Below are 21791 nucleotides of genomic sequence, written 5' to 3'. Positions count from 1 at the left end.
ATTTTTAACCTCATTCGGCGCACAGCGTTTTCAGACCAGCGGTGCGAGTTGGGCAGACAGGGAGACAGTCATGCGCTATTCCACGCTCACCCAACGCATTGCCGGTGATGGCGCTGCTGCCTGGGATATCCACTACCAGGCACAGGCCCTGCGTCGCGAAGGGCGCGAAATCTTCCTGCTGTCGGTGGGCGATCCTGACTTCGATACGCCAACGGCCATTGTCGAAGCTGCGGTCTTGAGCCTTCGCCGCGGCGACACCCACTACAGTGATGTGCGTGGCAACCTTGCGCTGCGCCAGGCGATTGCACGCCGTGGTGGCCCTGAGGTCAGTGTCGAGCAGGTGATGGTGCTCGCTGGTGCACAGTGTGCGTTGTATGCCGTCTGCCAATGCCTGTTTGGAGCGGGGGACGAAGTGATCGTCGCCGAGCCCATGTATGTCACTTACCACGCTGTATTCGGCGCTTGCGGGGCGCAACCGGTACAGGTGGCGGTAAGCCCGGAGCAGGGCTTTCGGCTCGACCCGCAGGCCGTGGCGCAAGCAATAACCCCGCGTACCCGAGGGCTGCTGCTGAACACACCGCACAATCCGACCGGCAGCGCCATCTCCCCTGAGGACATGGTGCAACTCGCGCAGCTTTGTCGCGACCATGATCTTTGGCTGGTGTGCGACCAGGTCTACAGTGGCCTGCTGTACGACGGCCAAGCGGTTGCCCCGGCGCAACTGCCCGGCATGCGCGAGCGTTGCGTGATCATCGACAGTGTGTCCAAGTCGCATGCGATGAGCGGCTGGCGCGTGGGGTGGGTGGTCGGCCCCCCGGCGCTGATCGCGCACTTGGCCAATCTGGCAATGGCCATGCTGTTTGGCTTGCCGGAGTTTGTCATGCAGGGGGCCTGCGTAGCGCTGGAGCAGAACCTGCTTGCGGTACAACAGATGCGCGAGGCTTATCGTCAGCGGCGTGATCTGGTGTGCAGGGCCCTGCGCGATTGCCCCGGGGTGCGCCCTCACCGGCCGGCGGGCGGCATGTTCGTGATGCTTGATATCCGCGAAACCGGGCTGAGCGCCCAGGCTTTCGCCCAGCGGCTGTTGATTGAGGAGGGCGTTTCACTGCTGCCGGGCGATGCATTCGGGCCCAGCGCAACGGGGCATGTGCGCATGGGGCTGGTGCTTGCGGTCGAACAGTTGGAAGAAGTGTGCTGCCGCATCGCTGCCTGCGCCAGGCGTGTACTGGCCGAGCAGGCCGCCAGGGATATCGAAGGTGAAGCCGAGGATTGCCGAGTTGGACACGAGGCCTACCAGTGATAGCCTATGTGCCCCCATTTCAGCTCATGTCAGTGGCCAAGATCCCTGATCTTCAAGGCAATGACGCAGGCCGCTTTACGCCTGGAGGGCCCGATGGCGCTCCGGGCTTCGCTACAGGATTCACGTTTTGTCCGACCTTTCGCAAAATCCGCTGCTGCAGTACCTCGCCAGGCTGGCGCCTTCCAGCCAGCAAACCATGCGCTACATCTTGCAGGACGCTGCCGACCGGCTGGGTTTCATTGATTGCAACCTCGCCGATGTGCCATGGCACAAGCTTGAGCCGGGACATGTGATCGGCCTGGTTGCAGCACTGCGCACCGATGGCTATGCGCCCAACAGTTCGTCGCTTTATGTCAACGCAATACGCGGCGTGGTGAATGAAGCCTGGCGCCAGGGCCTGATCGATCACGAGCAGTTGCTGCGTATTCGTGAGGTCAAGCCGGCAACCGGCAGCCGCCTGCCGCCTGGGCGCAACCTGCGCCGTAGCCTGATTCGCGAATTGATGGATGTGTGCACCGCCGACCCGCGCCCGCAGGGTGTTCGTGATGCGGCGATCATCGCGCTGCTGTATGGCACCGGCATGCGCAAATCGGAGTCGGTAGACATCGACCTGGAGCAAGTCGACTTCCAGGCGCGCAGCCTGCAGGTGCTGGGCAAAGGCAACCGGCAACTGATCAAGTATGCCCCGCCCTGGGCCTTCGAAAAACTGCAGGCCTGGCTTGAACTGCGACGGCAGTCGCTGCCAGAGGGCGCCTCGGACGACCCCTTCCTGTTCAACCGCATCCGCCGTGGCAACCACATTACCCGTGCGCGCATCACCAAGCATGCGATCTACTACATCGCCCGTCAGCGCGGGGCGCAGGTGGGGGTGAAGATCATGCCGCATGATTTTCGCCGGGCGTTCATCACCCGGGTGATCGAAGAGCACGACCTGTCGATCGCGCAGAAGCTGGCGCATCACGCCAACATCCAGACCACTGCCAGCTACGATCGGCGCGATGACAATGAGCGGCGGCGGGCGGTGGACCGGTTCGACTATTGAGCGAGCGGGTTCACCCATCAGGCCAGCACCGTGTCAGATGGCACCAGCCGCGCCGTTGATCGTCGGCAAGCCGGCCGTCAACGTGGTCGGTGACGGCTAGTGGATACTCGACGCCAGCTCGAAGATCGGCATGTACATCAGAATGACGATCACCCCGATCAACAACCCGATGAAGGTCATCAGCAGCGGTTCAAACAGCTTCACGAACCACTCTACCCAGCGCCCTATTTCCTGGTCATGAAAGTCTGCGCAGCGTTCAAGCATCTCGCCCAGGTTCCCCGATTGCTCACCTGCCCGCAGCAAGCGCAGCGACACTGGCGTGACCAACTGCCCGGCTTCCAGCGCTTGCGACAACGGCAGGCCTTCACCCACCCCGCGACTGGCCTGCTCCAGGCCTTGTGCCGCAGCGCTTCCCAGCAGCCCGCGGGCCATGCCCATGGCCGTCAGGATGGGTATGCCGCCTTGCAGCAGAATGCCCAGCGAGCGATAGAAACGCGCCAGCTCATACATCATCAGGCGCTGATGCAAGGCTGGCATTCGCCGTATCTGGCGCGACACCCAACGCCGCAGAACGGGGTTGCGCCGCAGCAGCACCAAGGCGCCGATGCCGCCAGCCGTAGCCAGGGCCAGGGGCAACTGTTGAGCATGCAGGAACAGGCCGATCTGCATCAGCATGCGCGAAAGCCAGGGCAGTTCGCTGCCCATGCCCTCGAACACCAGGCTGAAGCGTGGCACCACGTAGCCGAGCAGGAACAGCACGACGCCACCGCCCACCAGTAGCAGTAGCAGCGGGTAGACCGAAGCCCCCACCAGTTTTTGCCGGACCAGGTCCAAGCGCTGCCGGTATCCGATATAGCGGTGCAGGGCGTCGCCAAGCGCCCCGGTACGCTCGCTGGACTGCACCAGGGCCACGTATAGCGGCGGGAATATCCGCGGCTGCTGGGCCAGGGCCTGGGACAGCGAGCGGCCTTCGTACAACTGGCCAACCAGCGCCGCCAGCACTTTACGGGTTGCCGCGGTCGGGGCTTTTTCCGCAAGGCTTTCCAGCGCATCGATCAAGGGTAGGCCGGCGTGCAGCAGCGTGGTCAGTTCCTGACTGAAGAGCAACAGGTCAAAGGCGACCTGGCGTCGCCAGGGCACACCGACCAGAGTGCCGCCTTGGCTGCGTACGCTGACGACACGCAGGCCCTGGTCTTCCACTTTGCGCCGAGCCTGTTCGGCATCCTCGGCATCGATGTGCAATTGAACCACGCCCTCTCTACCCAGGGCCTTGAGGCTGTAGCGCATGGCCTTGCTCCTCATTGCCAACTGGTAATTTCGGCGTTTTCACCATCGCCACCGGGCTGGCCGTCCTTGCCCATGGACAGCAAGTCGTACTCGCCGCCGTTTTCACCTGGCTGGCGGTAGATGTAGGCACGGCCCCACGGGTCCTGTGGAATTGCTTTCTGCAGGTAAGGGCCTGACCAGCGGGCTTCGCCACTGGGGGCGGCTACCAGTGCCTGCAAGCCCTGCTCACTGTTGGGGTAGTGGCCGACTTCCAGGCGATAAAGGTCCAAGGCCTTGCCCAGCCCTTCGATCTGCGCCCGTGCCACCTTGGCCTCGGAACGGCCCAGCTGGCTGAAGTACTTGGGCGCGACGATACCGGCCAACAAGCCGAGCACCACCAGGACCACCAGAAGTTCGAGCAGGGTGAAGCCACATTGGCGATTGGGTTTGCGCTGCATGGTGAAGCCCTCCTGCATGGGGACATGCCTTTTCAGGTTTTCATCTGCCATGCAACAGCCGTGCACGTCTGCCTCGGGGCCTTGCGCCATGCGCCATGGCAAGCGGCACAGTGCTTGCGTCGTAGCAGAAAAGCCCGGGTTTTCCGGGGTATTTCCCCCATATCGGGGGGCACGGCGGGGAGGCGACCGACATGCGTGGAATTATCTTGGGGCTGATCTGGCTGGCTGGGGCTACCGCCCAGGCTGATGTGTACATTGCCATCGATGACAAGGGCGGTTACGTGCTGACCAACGTCCACCGGCCCGGGCGCAACTATGAACGGGTCATCCGCGAGCCGGTTGCGCAGGCTGGCCCGGCCAATGCGCAATTGATCACCGGGCGGCCCTACGCCGACCTGGTGGCAGCAGCGGCGCGCATGCACAACGTGCCGCAAGCATTGCTGCATGCGCTGATCAAGGCAGAATCGGGGTACAACCCAAAGGCCCGCTCGGCCGCCGGGGCGCTTGGGCTGATGCAACTGATGCCGGGTACGGCGAAGGAGATGGGTGTTGAGGATGTGCTTGATCCGGAGGACAACGTGCAGGGCGGGGCCCGCTACCTCAAACGCATGCTGAACCTGTTCGACAACGACATCACCCTGGCCGTGGCCGCCTACAATGCCGGCCCGGATGCTGTGCGCCGACGTGGCGCGGTGCCGCCCTTCGCCGAAACCCGACGGTATGTGCCCAGTGTGCTGCGCGAATACCGCAAGTTACAGGGGCTGGCAGCGGACTCGCCGTTGTGATGGGCACCTGATGGCAGGCAGCCTTGCATCGGCCTTGCGAAAATCAATGCCATGGGTTCCCCAACTCTGGGCTATAACCTTTCAAAGGTGCTCAGCAGTGGTAGCCGCCATGGACATCGCCTCCCGTTCCGACCCACTCGAGTCACCCGCCAGCCCTGACGCTGGCACGTCGCGCAAGCCGTTCAACCTCCTGCGTTGGTACGCCTGGGTCAGCCTGGCCATCATCCTGTCGGTGGCCGCCGGCCTGGGGTTGATATCCAGCCGTTTCATCATCGACGAAAGCGTCGAGCGTGACGCGCTGCTTACCGCGCAGTTCATCACCTCGATCGCCGACGCTGAAGTACGACATGTGGCGATCCCCAATGTGCGCACCATGGGCGAACTGCTGGACCCGCGTACGGACCTTGATCCTTTGCCAGGCGTTGACCCTGTGGCGCGGCGCAAGGCCCGCGGCGAATTCCTTGACCACATCGCGCACTTGCCAGACATGCTGCTGGCCAACATCTATGCCCCGGACCGCACAGTGATCTGGTCGAGCAATCCGGCGCTGACGGGCAAGCTGATTCAGGGCGATGACGACCTGGATCGGGCGTTCGAGCACAAAATGCGGGTCTCGGCCAGTTACCACGGCTTCGAAGAGGCCCGCTCCGAGCAGAAGTTCGTGACGCCACCTGAGCAGTTGTTCATCGAGAACTACATTCCGCTGTTCGACGCAGATGGCGAACACGTCGTAGCGATGGTGGAGATATACAAGGAACCCCATGACCTGATCGTGCGCATCGAACATGGCCTGGTCCTCATCTGGCTGGCCACCACGGTGGGTGCCGGGGTGGTCTACATCGGCCTGTACGGCATCATGCGCCGCGCCGCCCGGGTGATGGCGGTGCAACAGAAGCGGCTGATCAGCAATGAAACCTACGTGGCCCTTGGCGAGGTGTCCTCGGCCGTGGCGCACAGCTTGCGCAATCCGTTGGCCAGTATCCGCTCCAGCGCCGAACTGGCTCAGGTGTACGACGAAGGGCCGGCGCAGCGCAATATCAACGAGATCATCAGCCAGGTCGACCGCATGTCGCAGTGGATCCGCCAGTTGCTGCAGTCGCTGCGGCCACTGGATGACAAGACGATACCGGTCGACCTTCCCCAAGTCCTGCAGGACAGCTTGCAGACCTTTGCCATAGCGCTGGCACGCAGTGGCGTGACCCTGGACCTGAAGCCGCTTCCGGCACTGCAGGTGATGGGGCAGCCGGAATTGCTCGGGCAGATTTTCAACAGCCTGATCGCCAACGCTCTGGAGTCGATGGAGCAGGGTGGGCGGCTGCGTGTCGAGGTGGTGAAGCAGGACAGGCGCAGCGTCACCCTGCGCCTGACCGACACCGGAAAAGGCATGAATGAACAGCAGCAGCGCATGGCGTTCAAGCCCTTCTTCACAACCAAACAAGGTGGGCTGGGGGTGGGGTTGGTACTGGTCAGACGGATCATGGAGCGTTTTGGTGGGTCGGTTCGGTTGAGTAGCCGCGAAGGCCTTGGCACTCAGGTTTCGCTCAACTTTCGGCTTGCGCGACCTTCATAAAAATCTAGAAGTAGACGCTAAGATATTGTTTTTAAAAGAACATTTTATTATTGGGTACAAATTCCCCAAAACTGGGGATCTATTCTAGATTAAAGATTAGATTCTGTTGCTAACCGATTGATTAGATTCAAATTGGTTTAGAAAGACATCCTTGGCTGACTTTTTGCAGGAAGACATAGGCGATAAATGGCGGCTGCGGCCGGCGTGGCGAAGTGCTATCAGTTAGCTACGCACGGCAAGGCAATGAGTGACAGCCTTCTGAACGGAATCCTTGCGCGGGAACCTCGCGATGCAGACGCTGGAAACCGATGTTCCCGACAAGCTCCTCGCCCAGCCCGGCAGTGGTCTGGCTACGCCCCTTCGCGAATTCAATTTGCTGCGCTGGTTTTCCGTGATCAGCTTGCTGATCATCACGTCGGTGGCAGGTGGTCTGGGCTATGTATCGACCCGCTTCGTGGTCCGCGACAGCGTGGAGCGAGACGCCATGCTCACCGCCCAATTCATCCAGGCCATGGCCCAGGCCGAAGTGCGCCATTCGCAATTGCCACCTGGCACCACCATGGGTGAGCTGCTCGATCCGCGCCTGGACCAGCAGCATCTGCAGGTGAGCCCGCAGCTGGCCATGGCGACCCGGGTCGAGTTCCTCGATCATGTCGAGCATCTTCCGGACACGTTGCTGGCCAATGTCTATGCCCGTGACCGCACCATCGTCTGGTCCACCAACCCCGATCTGGTTGGCAAGCGCATCGAGGCCGACGGCGACCTGGATCACGCCTTCCGCTCGCGCAAGGCGGTGTCTGCCAGCTACCACAAGGTCGAAGAGCACCGCGAGGAACAGAAGTTCGAGCGTGAGCCCAATTACCTGTTCATCGAAAACTACATTCCCCTGTTCGACAGCCAAGGTGAGCAGGTGCTGTCTATGGTCGAGATTTACAAAGAGCCACAGGACCTCATTCGACGCATTCAGCGCGGTTATGTGCTGATCTGGGCCTCGACCCTGGTGGGCGGGGCGCTGATCTACTTCGGCCTGTTCTGGATCGTGCGTCGCGCAGCGTCGATGCTGCACCAGCAACAGGATCGGCTGGTGGCGAGTGAAACCTATGTCGCCCTCGGCGAGATGTCCTCGGCGGTGGCCCACAGCCTGCGCAACCCATTGGCCAATATCCGCTCCAGCGCAGAGCTGGCACAGGAAATCGCCAACCCGCAGGCCCAGCAGAACATTGTCGACATCATCAGCCAGGTGGACCGTATGTCACGCTGGGTGCGCGAACTGCTGGTGTCACTGCGCCCGACCAGCGATATGCCCGAGGCTGTGGACCTGGTCGCCGCCATCAAGGATACCCGCCTGGCGTTTGCCCAGCAGATCGAGCGTAACGGCATCCGCTTTTCCTTCGACGGGCCCCAGACGCAGTGGGTAGCCAGCCAGCCTCTGCAATTGACGCAGATCCTCAACAGTCTGTTTTCCAATGCCATCGAAGCCATGCCAATGGGTGGCGAGTTGCGGGCCATGGTCTGCATACAGGAAGGTCAGCGCGCTGCATTGCTGCTAAGTGACACAGGCAAGGGCATGACCAGGCAGCAGCAACGCATGGTCTTCAAACCGTTTTTTACCACCAAGCAGGGCGGCCTCGGTGTAGGCCTGGCGCTGGTTCAGCGCATCATGGAACGTTTTGGCGGCTCGGTCAGCCTGAGCAGCCGCGAAGAGGAAGGAACCCGCGTCAGCCTCACTTTCAATATCGCAGCGGGAGGGGAACATGGAGCACAGCATCCTGGTAGTCGAGGATGATGAAATCCTTGCCAACAACATTCGCACCTATTTGAACCTGAAGGGCTTTGAGGTGACGGTGTGTAACAGTGCGGAGCTTGCCCTTGAGCAGATCAAGCGGTTCCAGCCCGACGCGGTACTCACCGACAACTCGCTGCCCGGCATGAATGGGCATGACCTGCTGCGCACGCTGGTGGCGCAGATGCCGGAGCTCAAGGTAATCATGATGACCGGCTACGGTAACGTAGAGGATGCCGTACAAGCGATGAAAGAGGGGGCTTTCCATTACCTGACCAAGCCCGTGGTGCTGGCCGAGCTCAAACTGACACTGGAAAAGGCTTTGGCCACCGAGCGGATGGAGCGCACGCTGTCGTTCTACCAGGAGCGCGAGGCGCAGAAGTCCGGGCTGCAGGCGCTGATTGGCGACTCGCCGGTGATGCTCACCCTCAAGCACACGCTGCGCCAGGTGCTCGATGCTGAACGCCGCATGGCCAATGACGACCTGCCGCCGGTGCTGGTCGAAGGCGAGACGGGTACCGGCAAGGAACTGGTTGCGCGTGCCCTGCATTTCGATGGTTCGCGCAGCAAAGGCCCGTTCATCGAGTTCAACTGCGCCTCGATCCCGGCCAACCTGCTGGAGGCTGAGTTGTTTGGCCATGAGAAGGGGGCATTCACCGACGCCAAGGAACGTCGCGTGGGGCTGGTGGAGGCCGCGGACGGCGGCACACTGTTCCTCGATGAGATCGGCGAAATGGACCTTGTGCTACAGGCCAAGCTGCTGAAACTGCTGGAGGATCGCAGTATCCGCCGCATAGGTGCGGTCAAGGAGCGCAAGGTTGACCTGCGGGTGATCAGCGCCACCAACTGCAATCTCGAACAGATGGTGCAGCAGGGCAAGTTTCGCCGGGACCTGTTCTTCCGGCTGCGCATCATCGCGCTGAAGGTACCGCGCTTGCACGCCCGCGGCCAGGACATCCTGCTGTTGGCGCGGCACTTCCTGGCCCATCACGGGCGTCGGTACGGTAAACCGAACCTGCGCTTCAGTACCGAGGCACAGAACTTGATGCTCAATTACAGCTGGCCTGGCAACGTGCGCGAGTTGCGCAACATGCTGGAACAGACGGTGTTGCTGGCACCTAATGAAGTGGTGCAGGCGCACCAGTTGAATCTATGCCTGACCCTGGTCGATGAACCCCTCACGCAGCCGATGGCCACGGTGTACGAGATGCCGCGGCATGAGCCTGAGCCTGGGACCAGTTTGCCGGACATGGAACGGGATTTGGTGTGCAGGACGCTGGACCGTACTGATTGGAACGTTACCAAGTCGGCGCGGATGCTGGGGCTGTCGCGCGATATGCTACGTTACAAGATAGAAAAGCTGGGGCTGACACGGCCTGAAAAGCGCCAGTGGTGAGCGGTTCGAAGCGGCGTTCCTGCGTTGCCAATTGCGCCCTCTTCACGGGGCAAGCCCGGGAAGAGGGCGGTACCGCTCAGCGCTGACCGCCGTCCGATCCGTTACCACCTTGGCCACCCGCGCCCTCCGACCCACTGCCTTCCATCCCAGGCAAATCACGATTGTCATTTTGCCTGGCGGGCGGGCTTTCAGGGTCGCTGCCCTGTATTCGCGGGTCGGTATCCCGTGGCATGGGCTCCTCGATCGGGTTGAGGGTGCTGTCCGCGCCCGGCTGGGGCGCCGGGTTGTGCGGATCATCCGGATGGGTCGGCCCGGTGCCGACCGCCAGGGCCAGGGGGGAGGCGAGCAGGGCAGCGAGTAACAGGCTTGTGCGCATCATGGGCAGGCTCCTTTGCGAAGGTAGGGCACGTACTTACGTTGGGCCCTACTCAAAACGCCAAGGTGCCATTACCCCGATAAGCGGTCACACCACCGTTGACAGCATCATGATGAAGATGATGCCGACCACCGACAGGATGGTCTCCATCATGCTCCAGGTCTTGAAGGTCTCGGCCACGGTCATGTTGAAGTACTGTTTGACCAGCCAGAAGCCGGCGTCGTTGACATGGGACAGAATGAGCGAACCGGCGCCGGTGGCCAGCACCAGCAGCTCACGGTTGACGCCGGGCACCAGGTCGATCACCGGGGCAACGATGCCTGCGCCGGTAATGGTGGCGACCGTCGCCGACCCCGTGGCGATGCGGATGACCGCAGCCACCAGCCAGGCCAGCATGATCGGTGAAATTTCTGCCTGTACCGCCATCTGGCCGATCACATTGCCGACCCCGGTATCGACCAGCATCTGCTTGAAACCGCCGCCTGCACCGACGATCAGCACGATGGCAGCCGTCGGCGCCAGGCTCTGGTCGAGCATCTTCATGATCTGCTGGCGGTTGAAGCCGCGCGCCGAGCCGAAGGTGTAGAAGGCCAGCAGCAGGGCAGCGAGCAGGGCGGTAATCGGGTGGCCGATCAGGTCCATCCACTGGCGAACGATGTGCTCGGCCGGTAGCACGACGTCAGCGAACGTCTTGAGCAACATCAGCACAACCGGCAGCAGCACGGTGACCAGGGTGACGGTAAAGCTCGGCAGGTTACCCTGATCGGACTCCTTGGCGATCTGGTCCATCAGTTCCTGTGACGGATTGCCCGGGATATAGCGGGAAATGAAGTTACCGTACAGCGGGCCGGCGATGATGGCAGTGGGCAGTGCCACCAGCAGGCCATAGAAGATGGTCTTGCCGATGTCGGCATTGAAAATGCCGATCGCCAGCAGTGGGCCCGGATGCGGAGGCACCAGGCCGTGCACCACCGAAAGGCCCGCCAGCAGGGGGATACCGATCTTGATCAGCGATACACCCGAGCGCCTGGCGACGATGAAGACCAGCGGAATCAGCAGTACGAAGCCGATTTCGAAGAACAGCGGGATGCCGACCAGGAACGCGGCAAACATCATGGCCCAATGCACGTTCTTCTTGCCGAAGGCGCGAATGAGGGTTTGCGCGATCTGGTCGGCGCCACCGGAGTCGGCCATCAGCTTGCCGAGCATGGTCCCCAGGGCGAGGACGATCCCGACAAAGCCCAGTACCCCACCGAAACCATCCTGGAATGACTTCATGACCTTGGCCACCGGCATACCGGAAGTCAGGCCGAGGAAACCGGCGGCGATGGTCAGGGCGACGAAGGGGTGGACTTTGAAATGGGTGATCAGCAGGATCAGCCCGATGATGGTCACCAGGGCGTCGAGCAGCAGGAAGGTATCTGTAGCCAGTCCGAACATGGTTTTAAGGCCTCGGTCTTATCGTTGTTTTTTGGCGTTGCTTGAAATTGAACTATCGGCGCTTTCAGGCGTCGGGACAGCGCTGTCTTTGGTGAGCCGGAAAAACCGCCAGGTTCATGCGGTCCGCGCCAGGTTCCGCTCACCGCAGGGCTTTAGCCAGGCGTCTACCGTCTCGGCCAGCGTGTCTATCGGCTGCGTGGCATCAAGGGGCAGGGTCAGAGGCTCGCCATGCGGGGGCTCGAGGGCGGCGAACTGACTGTCGATCAGGCTCGCCGGCATGAAATGCCCGGGGCGGGCGAGGACGCGCTTCTCGGCTTCGGCAGGGGTGAGTTCGAGAAACACGAATACCAGCTCCGGCATGGCCTGGCGCAAGGTATCGCGGTAACGGCGCTTGAGTGCGGAACAGGTGAGAATCGGGCGTTCGCCCGCCTGCACCGTGGCTTGCAACTCTTGGCCCAGGCGCACCAGCCAACCGGCTCGGTCGTCGTCGTTCAACGGCGTGCCCGCGCTCATCTTGCGGATGTTTTCGGCAGGGTGAAACGCGTCGCCTTCGATCAGGCGGCCGCCGCTTCTGGCGGCTATGGCAGCGCCGATGCAGCTTTTGCCGCAACCGGCCACGCCCATCACCACGATGGCGGACAGGGGAGAATTCATCAGTACCTCCTGCGGGGTGAGATAGCGCTGTCTCGTCGCTGACGAAACGCGAACTCCCCGGTGTTGTTGATCTTGTCGTTACGCAGTATGGACGCTCGGCAGAAAGCGCGTAGTGGCCACCACCAAAGATTACATTGCTTGCGTCCTGAGACAGCGCTACCTTAGTGGCCGTTCCCCTCCCTTGGCAAGTAGTAAAATTACAACACTCATGTCCCGCTCAGGCTCCCGCACTACCGGTCGACCCACCCTGGCAGAAGTGGCCAGGCTCTCCGGGGTTTCCCCGATTACCGCTTCCCGCGCCTTGCGCGGTGTCAGCACCGTGGCTCCGGCACTGGTGGAAAAGGTGGTGGCCGCGGCAGCGAGCCTTGGCTATATCGCCAACCCCGCTGCCCGGGCGCTGGCTTCTGCACGCAGCCAGTCGGTGGTTGTGCTGATTCCGTCGTTGTCCAACCAGCTGTTCATCGACACTCTGGAGGCCATCCACGAAGTGATGCGCCCCCGCGGGCTCGAGGTGCTGATCGGTAACTATCACTACGATATCGACGAAGAAGAGAATCTGATCCGCAATTACCTGGCGTACCAACCGTGCGGCATATTGCTCACCGGTTTCGAGCGTAGTGAGGCTTCTCGGCAGATGCTGGTGGCCAGCGGCGTGCCCTGCGTCCACATGATGGAGCTGGGTGGCACGCCTGGCATGTTGTCGGTAGGGTTTTCCCAGCAGCAGGCTGGTCGGGCTGCTGCCAGGCACCTGCTCGAGCGAGGCCGGCGGCGCCTGGCGTTTATCGCCGCGCAACTTGACCCACGGGTGATGCAGCGTGCCGAAGGGTTCCGCCAGGCGCTGGCTGAAGCCGGCATGCACGCTACCGAACTGGAGGTCCTGTCGCCGCAACCCTCGTCCATTGCTCTGGGCAGTGAACTGTTCAGCCAACTGTTGGCGCAGGCACCGGATGTGGATGGCATTTTTTTCTGCAACGACGACCTTGCCCAAGGTGCTGTGCTGCAGGCCTTGCGCCAAGGTATCGAAGTTCCAGGGAGAGTAGCCATGGTCGGGTTCAATGACCTGCCGGCTTCGGCGCATATGGTCCCCCGTCTGACCTCCATTCGCACACCGCGTGCCGCCGTTGGTCGGGGCGCGGCACAGGCGCTGCTGGCGTTGCTCGATGGCAAGCGAGTGGCTACCGAGCAGCAGGATCTGGGGTTTGAGCTGATGGTGCGAGAAAGTTCCTGAGCCCGCACGCATGGGGCGGGGATGGGCCGCACGAATACACTAATCACTAAGTGATAGCAGTTTGCTTGCACGCCGTCGGCGCCGATCTATGCTCAGAAAACCCTGCGCATAAAGGACCCCGGCGCCATGTTCGATTTCCATCGCAAGTCAGATTTGCTCGAGATTCAGCGCGCTCGCCAGGCTCTGGCAGAAACCCAGGCAAAACTCGCGGCGATCAGCCGCTCAATGGCGATGATCGAGTTTGGCCCTGACGGCACCATTTTCGATGCCAATGCGCAGTTCTGCCTGGCAATGGGCTATAGCGTCGATGAGTTGCGGGGCAAGCACCACCGATTGTTCTGCGACCCTGATTACAGCAACAGTGCCGAATATCAGCAGTTGTGGCGCGAGTTGGGCGAGGGCAAGCCAATCAGCGGCACGTTCGAGCGTATCGACAAGGCCGGCCGTGAAGTCTGGCTGGAGGCCAGCTACATGCCGGTGCTCGATGAGCGTCAGCAGGTCATCAGTGTGATCAAGGTGGCTTCCGATATCAGTCAGCGGATCAAGGATGAACACGAGAGCGAAAGCCTGCTCAAGGCCATCGGTCGCTCCATGGCGGTGGTCGAGTTCACGCCGCAGGGGCGGGTGATAAAGGCTAACGAGAATTTCCTGACTACCATGGGCTATCGCCTGGAAGAGGTAGTGGGCCGCCACCACGGCTTGTTTTGTCTGGCCCATGAGCGGGAGTCGTCTGCATACCGCGATTTCTGGGCTTCGCTGAACCGTGGCGAGTATCACTCCCATCGTTTCGAACGGGTCAACAAGCAAGGCCAGACGGTATACCTCGAGGCCTCATACAATCCGATCTTCGACAGCAAGGGCCGGCTATACAAGGTGGTCAAGTTCGCCAGCGACATCACCGCGCAGGTCAGTACGCAGCAAAGCGCCGCTGAAGCGGCCCATGCCAGTTCGGTACAGACTGATGCATGCGCACGAAAGGGCACCGAAGTGGTACAGCAAACCGTGCAAGTCATCGAGCAGATTTCCCAGGAGCTCAATGACGCGGCGCGCAGCATCGATGCCGTCAGCAAACAATCGGACGTGATCGGGCAGATTGTCCTGACCATTCGCGGCATCGCCGATCAGACCAACTTGCTGGCCTTGAATGCCGCGATCGAAGCGGCACGTGCTGGTGAACATGGGCGCGGTTTCGCTGTGGTCGCCGACGAGGTGCGCAGCCTGGCCGCACGCACCAGCAAGGCGACCCTGGAGATCGTCGATGTGGTACGGCAGAACCATGATCTTTCGCTCACGGCAGTGGCCAGCATGCAATCGAGCCTGACACGCACGGGGCGAGGTGTTGCCCTGGCTAACGAGGCAGGGACTGTGATCATGGAGATCCAGCAGGGGTCACGCCACGTGGTTGACGCGATCAGCCAGATCAATTCTACGTTGCAATTGCACTGAGGGCGTCGGAGAGTTCGCGCTGCAGGGTCTGCAGGCTGGTTTCCAGTTGCAGGCGCAGGGCGTCGGTGGGCACGCCCCGCGCCTGGGCCTGTTCGATGGCTTCGCAATCCGTGACCACGCCGCGCACCTTGAGCATCTTGGCGCCGCCCTTTATACGGTGGGCGACGGCGCGCACCGCATCGCCGTCCGGTGTACTGCCCAGGCCGCGTAGCGCCGCAAGGTCTTCGCTGGCGCTTTGCGAAAGCTGTTCAAGCAGGCGGCGGACAAGCTGTTCATCGTCCTGGGTCAGGTGGCGCAACTCGTCGAGGTTGAAGCCGCTGGCCTTTGGCTGCGGCGCAATAGGTGTGGCTTGGTTCTGCGGCAAATGGGCTTTGAGGGCGCTGAGGCCGACAGGTTTGAACAGGCAGTCGTCCATGCCACTGGCCAGGCAACGCTCATGTTCTTGGGCCTGGGCGTTGGCGGTGATCCCGATGATCGTACAGGCTGACCTGGCCAATTCATGCTCCTGCAGACGAATGCTGCGGGCCAGTTGGTGGCCGTCCATCACTGGCATGCTGCAGTCGGTGATGACCAGGTCAAATTCTTCAGCCTGCCAGAGGGCCAGCGCCGTTTGGCCATTTTCGGCCAACGTCACTCGATGGCCCAAAGTATTGAGCTGTTTCTCCAGCAACAGCAGGTTGGCCGGGTAATCATCCACCACCATGATGTTCAGGGGCCCGCTTTCACTACCTTGGCTGGGTACAGCGTGCTCGGCAGGCAGCGGGGCTTCGCAGGTCGGCAGCTGCAGCTCGACCGATACCTTGGTGCCTACACCTTCGACGCTCTGCAGGTTAAGGGTGCCGCCCATCAGTTTGGCAAGGGTGCGGCTTATCACCAGACCCAGCCCTGCGCCCTGTCGCGCCCGTGGGCCATCAGCCTGGGCAAAAGCGCTGAAGAGACGAGCCTGGTCTGTCAAACCAATGCCAATACCGGTGTCGCGCACGCTCAGCTGCACTTGCACGCTGTTGCCGGCGGTTGTCGGCTCAAGTGCCAAGGTTGCGTGAACCTCGCCCCGATCGGTGAACTTGATTGCATTGCTCAGCAGGTTGGAGAGGATTTGCTTGATCCTCAGGGCGTCTGCCAACACCCAGACGGGCCCTTCTGGTAGTTCGCAGTGCAGGCGCAGGCCCTTGACTCGTGCATTGCCGTCGAAGACCCGCAGGGTGGTGCGGACCAGTTCGACCAGGTCGGTGGCTTCTGGCTGCAGGCTCATGTGGCCGGATTCGATCCGGGAAATATCGAGGATGTCGCCAATCAGCCCCAACAGGCCAATGGCCGAATCATGCGCGGTCTGCAGGACCTGAGTATCGCAACGGCCCTTACGGCTATCTTCCAGCGCCAGTTCGAGCAGGCCGATCACCGCATTCATGGGCGTGCGGATCTCGTGGCTCATGGTCGCCAAAAAGGTGCTTTTGGTATGGCTGGCCCGTTCAGCATCGTCCTTGGCCTGGCGCAGCTGTTCGAGCAGGCCGCGGCTCAGCGACAATTGTTCCTGCAAGGCGCGCTGCGCCTCGGTACGCTGGTTTATCAGTTTGCGCAGGTAGCTGTTCCAGAACACCACGCCGGCCAGCAACAGCGCAGAAAGCACCAGCACTTGCAATGCCAGTGTGCGGTAGTTGCGCCATGGGCTGTCGCTGACCACGGTGCTGATACGCCAGCGATTGATCAGTTGGTCGAGTTCTTCAGGAGGAATGCTCAACAGGGCTTTGTCGAGAATGGCCTGCAACTGCGGCTGGTCAGGGGCGACGGCGAATGCCGCGGTCGCCGGGTCATCACCGAGCACTGCGGCTATGCGTAGCTGGTCCTTGAAAACATGAGTAATGTAGTACTTCGCGTTGATATGACTGCTGTAGGCGACGTCAGCATTGCCATTGGCGACTGCTTCCATCAAGCCTAGCGGATTGTTCACTTCTACCACTACCGCCTTGGGGTGCTGGCGTTGCACTTCTGCTCGCAGGGGTGAGCCCCGCAGCAGGGCGATACGTTTGCCCTCCAGCCCCCTGGACTGTGGCGGCCAGGGCGTCTGGCTGCGTGTGACCAGAACCCTCGGGCTGACGAGGTAGGGGCGGGTGTAGCGCAGTTGCGTCTGGCGCTTCGCACCATAACCCAGGGCCCCGATCATCTGCGCCTCGCCGCGTGCCACTTGTTCGATCATGGTCTGCACGGTGTTACGCTCGATGAGCTTGAATGTCAGCCCGGTGCGCAGGGTTATCTGCTTGAGCAGGTCGATGGTAATCCCGCTGGGCTGCTGCTGGGCATCGTTGAAGGTCAGGGGCGCAAGTGCGGCGTCGATCAGTACACTGACAGTAGGATTCTGGTCTATCCACGTCTGTTCTTCCGCGGTAAGTGCTGACAGATGGCGTTCGAGCAACAGGCTGGTGTTGCCACTTGTCCAACGGCGCAGGATGTTCAAACGCTCGCTTTCTGTGATCCTTGCCAGGGCCATGTCGATCAGGCGGCGCAGGCGCGGGTTGTCATTGGCCAGGGCGAAGGAAAAGGTGCCCGCTGGCCCACGGCAGAAATGGTCGATCTTCACCGTACCCTGGTAACTTTTGCCAATAAGAAAGTCGGTGCTGATAGCGTCGCCCAGATAGGCGTCCACCTCTCCCATTTCCACCGCTGCCAGCCCTGCCAGCGTTGAGCGATGAAGGCTCAACTGTGCTTTGGGGTAGAGCGAACGGACCGTTTCGCTCGGCAGGTAGTGATCGACCATGCCCAGGCGCACGTCTGTGAGGTCTGTGTTGTTTTTCAGGGTGCGCCCTTCGCGGGTGACGATGACTGGCAAATCGTCTGCGTAGGGCTGGCTCAGGTTCAGCTGGGCATCGGCCGCTTCGAAACTGTTGGAGCTGCCCAGCAAATCGATTTTGCCGTCGCGCAAGGCTGCAATCGCCGCATGGCGGCTGGGAAAGCGCCTGACCTCTATCGGTATCTCCAGAAGTTCGGATATTAGCCCGGCATAGTCTGCGCTCAGGCCCTCATAGTCGCTCGGGCTGATGTTGATCTCGAACGGGGGATAATCGGGACGCGAGCTGCCCAGCAACAGAACTTTGCGCTGCTGCAACCATTGGCGGTCCTGGGCATCGAGTTGCAGTGGTGAAGCGGTGCTGACAGCACGTGCCAACAAGCGCCGCGTTTCGACATCTGCCGGTGCGGCGAGCGCGGAGCCAGCCATGCCAATGGCCAGCAACAGCGCAACCAGTACGCACTTCATGCCGATCACGCGCCTAATTGACGTTATTGCGTTTGGCCAGATCAACCATTTCTACCAATGATTCAGTCTTGAGCTTGTCCATGATGCGGCCACGGTAGGTGCTGATGGTCTTGGCGCTGAGGTTCATGCAATGGCCTATGTTCTTGTTGTTTTCACCACGGGCCAGACGCCGAAGCACTTCCATCTCCCGATTTGACAGGCTGCCCAGGCGCCCGTGCTCGCTGTCCAGAGTGTTGCTGTTCACCGACATCTGCGGGAAAGTCGAGTACCCCTTGACCAAGGCTTTCATGGCAAAGACAACGGCATCGAGATCTTCATCTTTGGTTACAAATGCGCCTATACCGGCATCCAGGCAACGGCGGACGTACAACTCGGTGGCCTGTCCGGTCAATACCATGATCCTGGGGACCTGTTCGAGTTGCTGCAGGCGCTTGATGACTTCCATGCCGTCGAGGCCAGGAAGCCCGATATCCAGGATCACGACGTCGGGTCGTAGGTTGCGTGCTACCTGCGCCACTTCGCTACCGTTCTCGACTTCCCCCACAACTTTGAAGCGCTCGCGCTCAAGCAGCATGCGCAGCGCGAATCGAACGGTAGAGTGATCGTCAACGATCAGCACGGTTGTCATGAGGCTAACTCCTGTCGGAATGTGGTCCGTTTCCTAAGGCTAATCAGGAATACGTCTGCAAGGTCTTTCTGCAGCGCAGCACGATACGTCCATTCCGGTTCCTTGGTAATGGCGAGTATAGATCTGTTGAGTTAGGAGGACGACTTTGTTGAAAAGTCCTACAAAATCGTCTGGGTACAAGCATCGCCAGGGTATTTTTTCGCCGATGCTTGTGGCTGCAAGTTGTTCAAGCACAGCGGGCGTGGGGCTTGAGCACGCGCTCAGTGGCAGGTGGGTTGTTGCTCAAGGCCGTGCCAACCCGGGTGGGGCGTGCGACCAATTGACCTGAGCAGTTGGGGCAGCGGCCATTGAAGTGGGTTTCTGCACAGCTTTTGCAGAATGTGCATTCGAACGAGCAGATCAGCGCGTCAGGGCTGTCGCCCGGCAGATCGCTATTGCAGCATTCGCAATTGGGGCGTAGTTCCAGCATGGGCGCGACTCCGGTCCGCGGGATGGAGCCTGGAGTCTGCTACGGTCTGTATCAGCTTGGCAATGTTCAACTGCCCCGGCGATAAAGGTGCGCATGCCCGGCGCGGTACAGGGCTGACTCGGCGAACGGAGCATCGCCCAGTACGTGCCCGACGAGAATCAGCGCGGTGCGACGAAAACCCTTCGCGGCTGCCTTCTCGACGATATCCTCGAGGGTGCCCCGTGCCCAGTCCTGATCGGGCCAAGTGGCGCGGTGAACAACGGCCACCGGGCAGTCTGCGCCGTAATGGGGGACAAGCTCATCGACGATTCGAGCCAGGTGTTTCACGCCGAGGTGGATCGCCAAGGTGCAACCATGACGCGCCAGGTCGCCCAGTTGCTCGCCTGCCGGCATGGGTGAGCTGTCCCCGTAGCGGGTTAGAATGACCGTCTGCGCCACCTCAGGCAGCGTCAGCTCGCAGCCCAGCAACGCGGCACTGGCAGCGGTAGCGGTTACACCCGGAATGATCTGGTAATCGATACCCAGGTCGCGCAGATGGCGGATCTGCTCGCCGATTGCGCCGTACAAGCTGGGATCGCCACTGTGAACACGGGCGACATCCTGGCCTTTTTCATGGGCCGCGTGCATGGCCTCCACGATTTGCTCCAGGTGCAGTTCCGCGCTGTTTATCACGGTCTCGGCCTGGTGCCCGTCGAGCACTGCCGCGGGCACCAGGGAGCCGGCGTAGATGATCACTGGGCACTGACGGATCAGGCGTTGCCCTTTGACCGTGATCAATTCCGGGTCGCCGGGGCCGGCGCCGATGAAGTAGACCGTCATGGAAAATCCTTGCAGGTGAATGGGTGGGGCAATTATCCGCCGCAGGCAAGGGCCAGGGTAGCGGCGCCGAGCGTTTGCCGCGTCACCACAAGCGCGGCGTTGCCGCGTTCATGATGGGCCATTGCCAGGGCTGCGCTCTCCGCGACGCCCCAGCAACCGCTGTGGGCGAATGCCACCGCAGAGCGGTGGCTCAGTTGTGGCTCGTAAGCCTGTAGTTGCGAGGTGTCGAACACCAGCAGGGGCAGGTTGTGACGTTCGGCGAGTTGTTGCAGGCCAGGTTCGTCGGCTTTCGACGTGATGCTGGCGATGCCGCGCAACGCCGACAGCGTCAGCCCGTGGCCATGAAGTGCCTGGTGCAGCAGCTCGTCCAGCACCTCAACCGGGCAGCCCCGGCGGCAACCAAAGCCGGCGTAAAGCGCCGGCAGCGGGTGGTGGCTTGCCATCAAGCCTGGCTGGAACGGCGGTACAGCCAGGCGCTGAGCAGGCCCAGAGCCAGCCAGAAGGCAGCGTTGGTTGCCCACGAAGCGATCTTGAACTGTGTTTCCAGGGCTTCTGGGGCCAGGCTTTCATGGACTTCGGGTTGCGGAGCGCCGATCACATGCGGCACTACCAGCAATACTGCCCCGAGGGCCTTGAGCAGCCAATGACGAGCGAACACCAGCAATGCAAGCCCCAGCGCGGTGGCGGCGGCGGTGCCAATCCACCAGTTCTGGCGCTGGCCGAGGTCTGCGGCTGCGGTGCCTGGCAGCTCTGGCGGCAGGCCCAAGGTGGGTGCCAGGCAGAACACGGCGAACCCGGCCAAGCCCCATAATGCGCCGGTGGTGACGCGGTTGGGCTCACGCAGGCTGTACAGCGCGGCAAGGATCAGGGCGAAGCCGACGGCTACGACCAGGTTGCCACCGGTGGTGGAGAGGATACGCTGCCAGCCGTCCTCCGGTGACCAGGCATCGGCACTGTGTTCGTGCGCCGTAGCATGTTCATGCCCAACGGATGCCTTGATATCGTGGCTGTGGTGCTCGGTGGAGGGGGCTGTCGATTCATAGGTCTCCGCCTCAAGAATCAGCGGTGCGACCCAGAAGCTTTGCAGCAAGGTCAACAACAAGGCTGCGAGCAGCCCGCTGAACCCGGCGGTGCGGGCAATGCGCTTGATCATGGGGCGGTCTCAGTGGCAAGGGAACGCGGCGCTGTGGCGGGTGTCGTGGGCAGCGTTGTGCACGGCTTCGATGTGTGAGAAGCCGGCAAAGTAGATCAGGCACAGGCCCAACAGGCTGGCAGCGGCGGCGATGACCACGCGCTGGCTGAGGGTGACGGGGGTGGCGATACCGTGTTTGGCGCTGGTGACGGGCATGACGCATTCCTCTGCTTTGTAGGGCATTGTGCCGATTGAGCAACAGGCAAGCGCGGCAACCCCGGGCTTGAATGGCCCAGGGAAATGCGACAGCGCCCGCCCACCGCGGGGTGTTCATGAACGCCAGGCCGGTCTCCGGGCTTGCGAGGAGGAGCAGGGCTCCTGGTAAAGCGTCACCTTCCCATGCCGTACGCTGTGGCACAGTGGTCTAGACGCTTCGCTCGCTTACCGTTGCGGGGGCAGCACCGGGGTTGTCCGGCCCTGATCGAGGGCCTGCGACGCACCGGTTTCCCGTTTCACCCCCAGAGGGGGCACCTGAACGCAAGGTGCAAGGAGAGCACGGGGCAGGGTTTGCGTCAATCGTAGGTCACGATTTGCTTGCCGTTGCCGTTGCCGTTGCCGTTGTTTGCTTTTGCTTTTGCTTTTCAGAGCGCGGTAGTACAGGCACCGCAGATTGCGACTTCAGGAGGCCGAGCGCAGGTCTTGCGAAGGGAGGTGACGGGCATGGATGCCCGTCAAGCGCTGCGGCCCAT

Annotated in this window: 20 protein-coding genes, 1 pseudogene and 1 riboswitch; of the genes and pseudogenes, 9 read left to right on the top strand and 12 right to left on the bottom strand. The window is 61.6% G+C overall.

The features are described from left to right. The first annotated feature begins 70 nt into the window (after positions 1-70). Both EGJ09_RS23060 and xerC read left to right on the top strand, forming a co-directional pair. Positions 71-1300: a pyridoxal phosphate-dependent aminotransferase gene (locus EGJ09_RS23060; RefSeq protein WP_125924869.1), complete on the top strand. Its 1230-nt coding sequence runs from the start codon at positions 71-73 to the stop codon at positions 1298-1300. A 127-nt stretch (positions 1301-1427) separates the two neighbouring features. Beyond that, positions 1428-2342 carry a tyrosine recombinase XerC gene (gene xerC, locus EGJ09_RS23055; protein ID WP_125924868.1) on the top strand — a complete coding sequence of 305 codons (915 nt, stop codon included), beginning with the start codon at positions 1428-1430 and terminating at the stop codon, positions 2340-2342. A gap of 96 nt (positions 2343-2438) precedes the next feature. Here the strand turns inward: xerC and EGJ09_RS23050 are convergent, their stop codons facing one another. Together EGJ09_RS23050 and gspG are read right to left on the bottom strand one after the other, a co-directional pair. Further along, a complete protein-coding gene (locus EGJ09_RS23050; RefSeq protein ID WP_046786094.1) occupies positions 2439-3629 on the bottom strand; it encodes a type II secretion system F family protein in 1191 nt (396 codons plus the stop codon). 11 nt (positions 3630-3640) lie between these two features. Continuing rightward, positions 3641-4066 (bottom strand): type II secretion system major pseudopilin GspG, encoded by a 426-nt coding sequence (gene gspG / locus EGJ09_RS23045; protein ID WP_039603405.1) that lies wholly within the window; start codon positions 4064-4066, stop codon positions 3641-3643. Positions 4067-4257: 191 nt separating this feature from the next. Here gspG and EGJ09_RS23040 point away from each other — a divergent pair, with 191 nt between their 5' ends. From EGJ09_RS23040 to EGJ09_RS23025, 4 genes are all read left to right on the top strand, one after another. Further along, positions 4258-4851 carry a lytic transglycosylase domain-containing protein gene (locus EGJ09_RS23040; RefSeq protein ID WP_125924867.1) on the top strand — a complete coding sequence of 198 codons (594 nt, stop codon included), beginning with the start codon at positions 4258-4260 and terminating at the stop codon, positions 4849-4851. A 109-nt stretch (positions 4852-4960) separates the two neighbouring features. Further along, positions 4961-6421: an ATP-binding protein gene (locus EGJ09_RS23035; RefSeq protein WP_125924866.1), complete on the top strand. Its 1461-nt coding sequence runs from the start codon at positions 4961-4963 to the stop codon at positions 6419-6421. 289 nt (positions 6422-6710) lie between these two features. After that, complete coding sequence (locus EGJ09_RS23030) at positions 6711-8207, top strand: sensor histidine kinase (RefSeq protein ID WP_046786096.1); 1497 nt, start codon at positions 6711-6713, stop codon at positions 8205-8207. Further along, positions 8176-9600: a sigma-54 dependent transcriptional regulator gene (locus EGJ09_RS23025; RefSeq protein ID WP_115274691.1), complete on the top strand. Its 1425-nt coding sequence runs from the start codon at positions 8176-8178 to the stop codon at positions 9598-9600. Before EGJ09_RS23030 ends, EGJ09_RS23025 begins: the two co-directional genes overlap by 32 nt. A gap of 76 nt (positions 9601-9676) precedes the next feature. Here the strand turns inward: EGJ09_RS23025 and EGJ09_RS23020 are convergent, their stop codons facing one another. From EGJ09_RS23020 to EGJ09_RS23010, 3 genes are all read right to left on the bottom strand, one after another. Further along, positions 9677-9979, bottom strand: coding sequence for a hypothetical protein (locus EGJ09_RS23020; RefSeq protein WP_125924865.1), 303 nt, complete (start codon positions 9977-9979; stop codon positions 9677-9679). An 84-nt stretch (positions 9980-10063) separates the two neighbouring features. Beyond that, positions 10064-11416 (bottom strand): GntP family permease, encoded by a 1353-nt coding sequence (locus EGJ09_RS23015; RefSeq protein WP_046786099.1) that lies wholly within the window; start codon positions 11414-11416, stop codon positions 10064-10066. A gap of 114 nt (positions 11417-11530) precedes the next feature. Next, positions 11531-12070 carry a gluconokinase gene (locus EGJ09_RS23010; RefSeq protein WP_115274693.1) on the bottom strand — a complete coding sequence of 180 codons (540 nt, stop codon included), beginning with the start codon at positions 12068-12070 and terminating at the stop codon, positions 11531-11533. Between the two features lie 208 nt (positions 12071-12278). Here EGJ09_RS23010 and EGJ09_RS23005 point away from each other — a divergent pair, with 208 nt between their 5' ends. From EGJ09_RS23005 to EGJ09_RS27080, 3 genes and pseudogenes are all read left to right on the top strand, one after another. Beyond that, on the top strand, positions 12279-13298 hold the full coding sequence (locus EGJ09_RS23005) for a LacI family DNA-binding transcriptional regulator (RefSeq protein WP_046786101.1): 1020 nt from the start codon (positions 12279-12281) through the stop codon (positions 13296-13298). Positions 13299-13424: 126 nt separating this feature from the next. Beyond that, positions 13425-14207: pseudogene (locus EGJ09_RS27085) on the top strand (PAS domain-containing protein); the annotation flags it as partial. A 78-nt stretch (positions 14208-14285) separates the two neighbouring features. Further along, on the top strand, positions 14286-14744 hold the full coding sequence (locus EGJ09_RS27080; RefSeq protein WP_256658456.1) for a methyl-accepting chemotaxis protein: 459 nt from the start codon (positions 14286-14288) through the stop codon (positions 14742-14744). On the opposite strand, the gene EGJ09_RS22995 is transcribed toward EGJ09_RS27080, so the two are convergent. From EGJ09_RS22995 to EGJ09_RS22965, 7 genes are all read right to left on the bottom strand, one after another. After that, complete coding sequence (locus tag EGJ09_RS22995) at positions 14725-17994, bottom strand: transporter substrate-binding domain-containing protein (protein ID WP_125924863.1); 3270 nt, start codon at positions 17992-17994, stop codon at positions 14725-14727. The two genes, EGJ09_RS27080 and EGJ09_RS22995, sit on opposite strands and share 20 nt — an antisense overlap. A 13-nt stretch (positions 17995-18007) precedes the next feature. Next, on the bottom strand, positions 18008-18622 hold the full coding sequence (locus EGJ09_RS22990) for a response regulator transcription factor (RefSeq protein ID WP_046786104.1): 615 nt from the start codon (positions 18620-18622) through the stop codon (positions 18008-18010). A 226-nt stretch (positions 18623-18848) separates the two neighbouring features. Beyond that, entirely contained in the window at positions 18849-19091 is a 243-nt protein-coding gene (locus EGJ09_RS22985) for a DUF1272 domain-containing protein (protein ID WP_046786105.1), read from the bottom strand. A gap of 66 nt (positions 19092-19157) precedes the next feature. Then, entirely contained in the window at positions 19158-19910 is a 753-nt protein-coding gene (gene cobM, locus EGJ09_RS22980) for a precorrin-4 C(11)-methyltransferase (protein WP_115274695.1), read from the bottom strand. 32 nt (positions 19911-19942) lie between these two features. Beyond that, the gene (locus EGJ09_RS22975) at positions 19943-20335 is read right to left on the bottom strand and encodes a cobalamin biosynthesis protein (RefSeq protein ID WP_125924895.1); all 393 of its coding nucleotides are present in this window, start codon (positions 20333-20335) and stop codon (positions 19943-19945) included. A 17-nt stretch (positions 20336-20352) separates the two neighbouring features. Next, positions 20353-21063, bottom strand: coding sequence for a CbtA family protein (locus EGJ09_RS22970; RefSeq protein WP_125924862.1), 711 nt, complete (start codon positions 21061-21063; stop codon positions 20353-20355). Positions 21064-21072: 9 nt separating this feature from the next. Continuing rightward, positions 21073-21258 carry a CbtB-domain containing protein gene (locus tag EGJ09_RS22965; RefSeq protein ID WP_115274697.1) on the bottom strand — a complete coding sequence of 62 codons (186 nt, stop codon included), beginning with the start codon at positions 21256-21258 and terminating at the stop codon, positions 21073-21075. A 108-nt stretch (positions 21259-21366) separates the two neighbouring features. Further along, positions 21367-21592, bottom strand: a riboswitch (cobalamin riboswitch). Positions 21593-21791 lie beyond the last annotated feature (199 nt).

The sequence above is a fragment of the Pseudomonas sp. p106 genome (genome assembly GCF_003936645.1).
Lineage (GTDB): Bacteria > Pseudomonadota > Gammaproteobacteria > Pseudomonadales > Pseudomonadaceae > Aquipseudomonas > Aquipseudomonas putida_E.
This window is presented reverse-complemented; position numbering and strand designations above follow the sequence as displayed.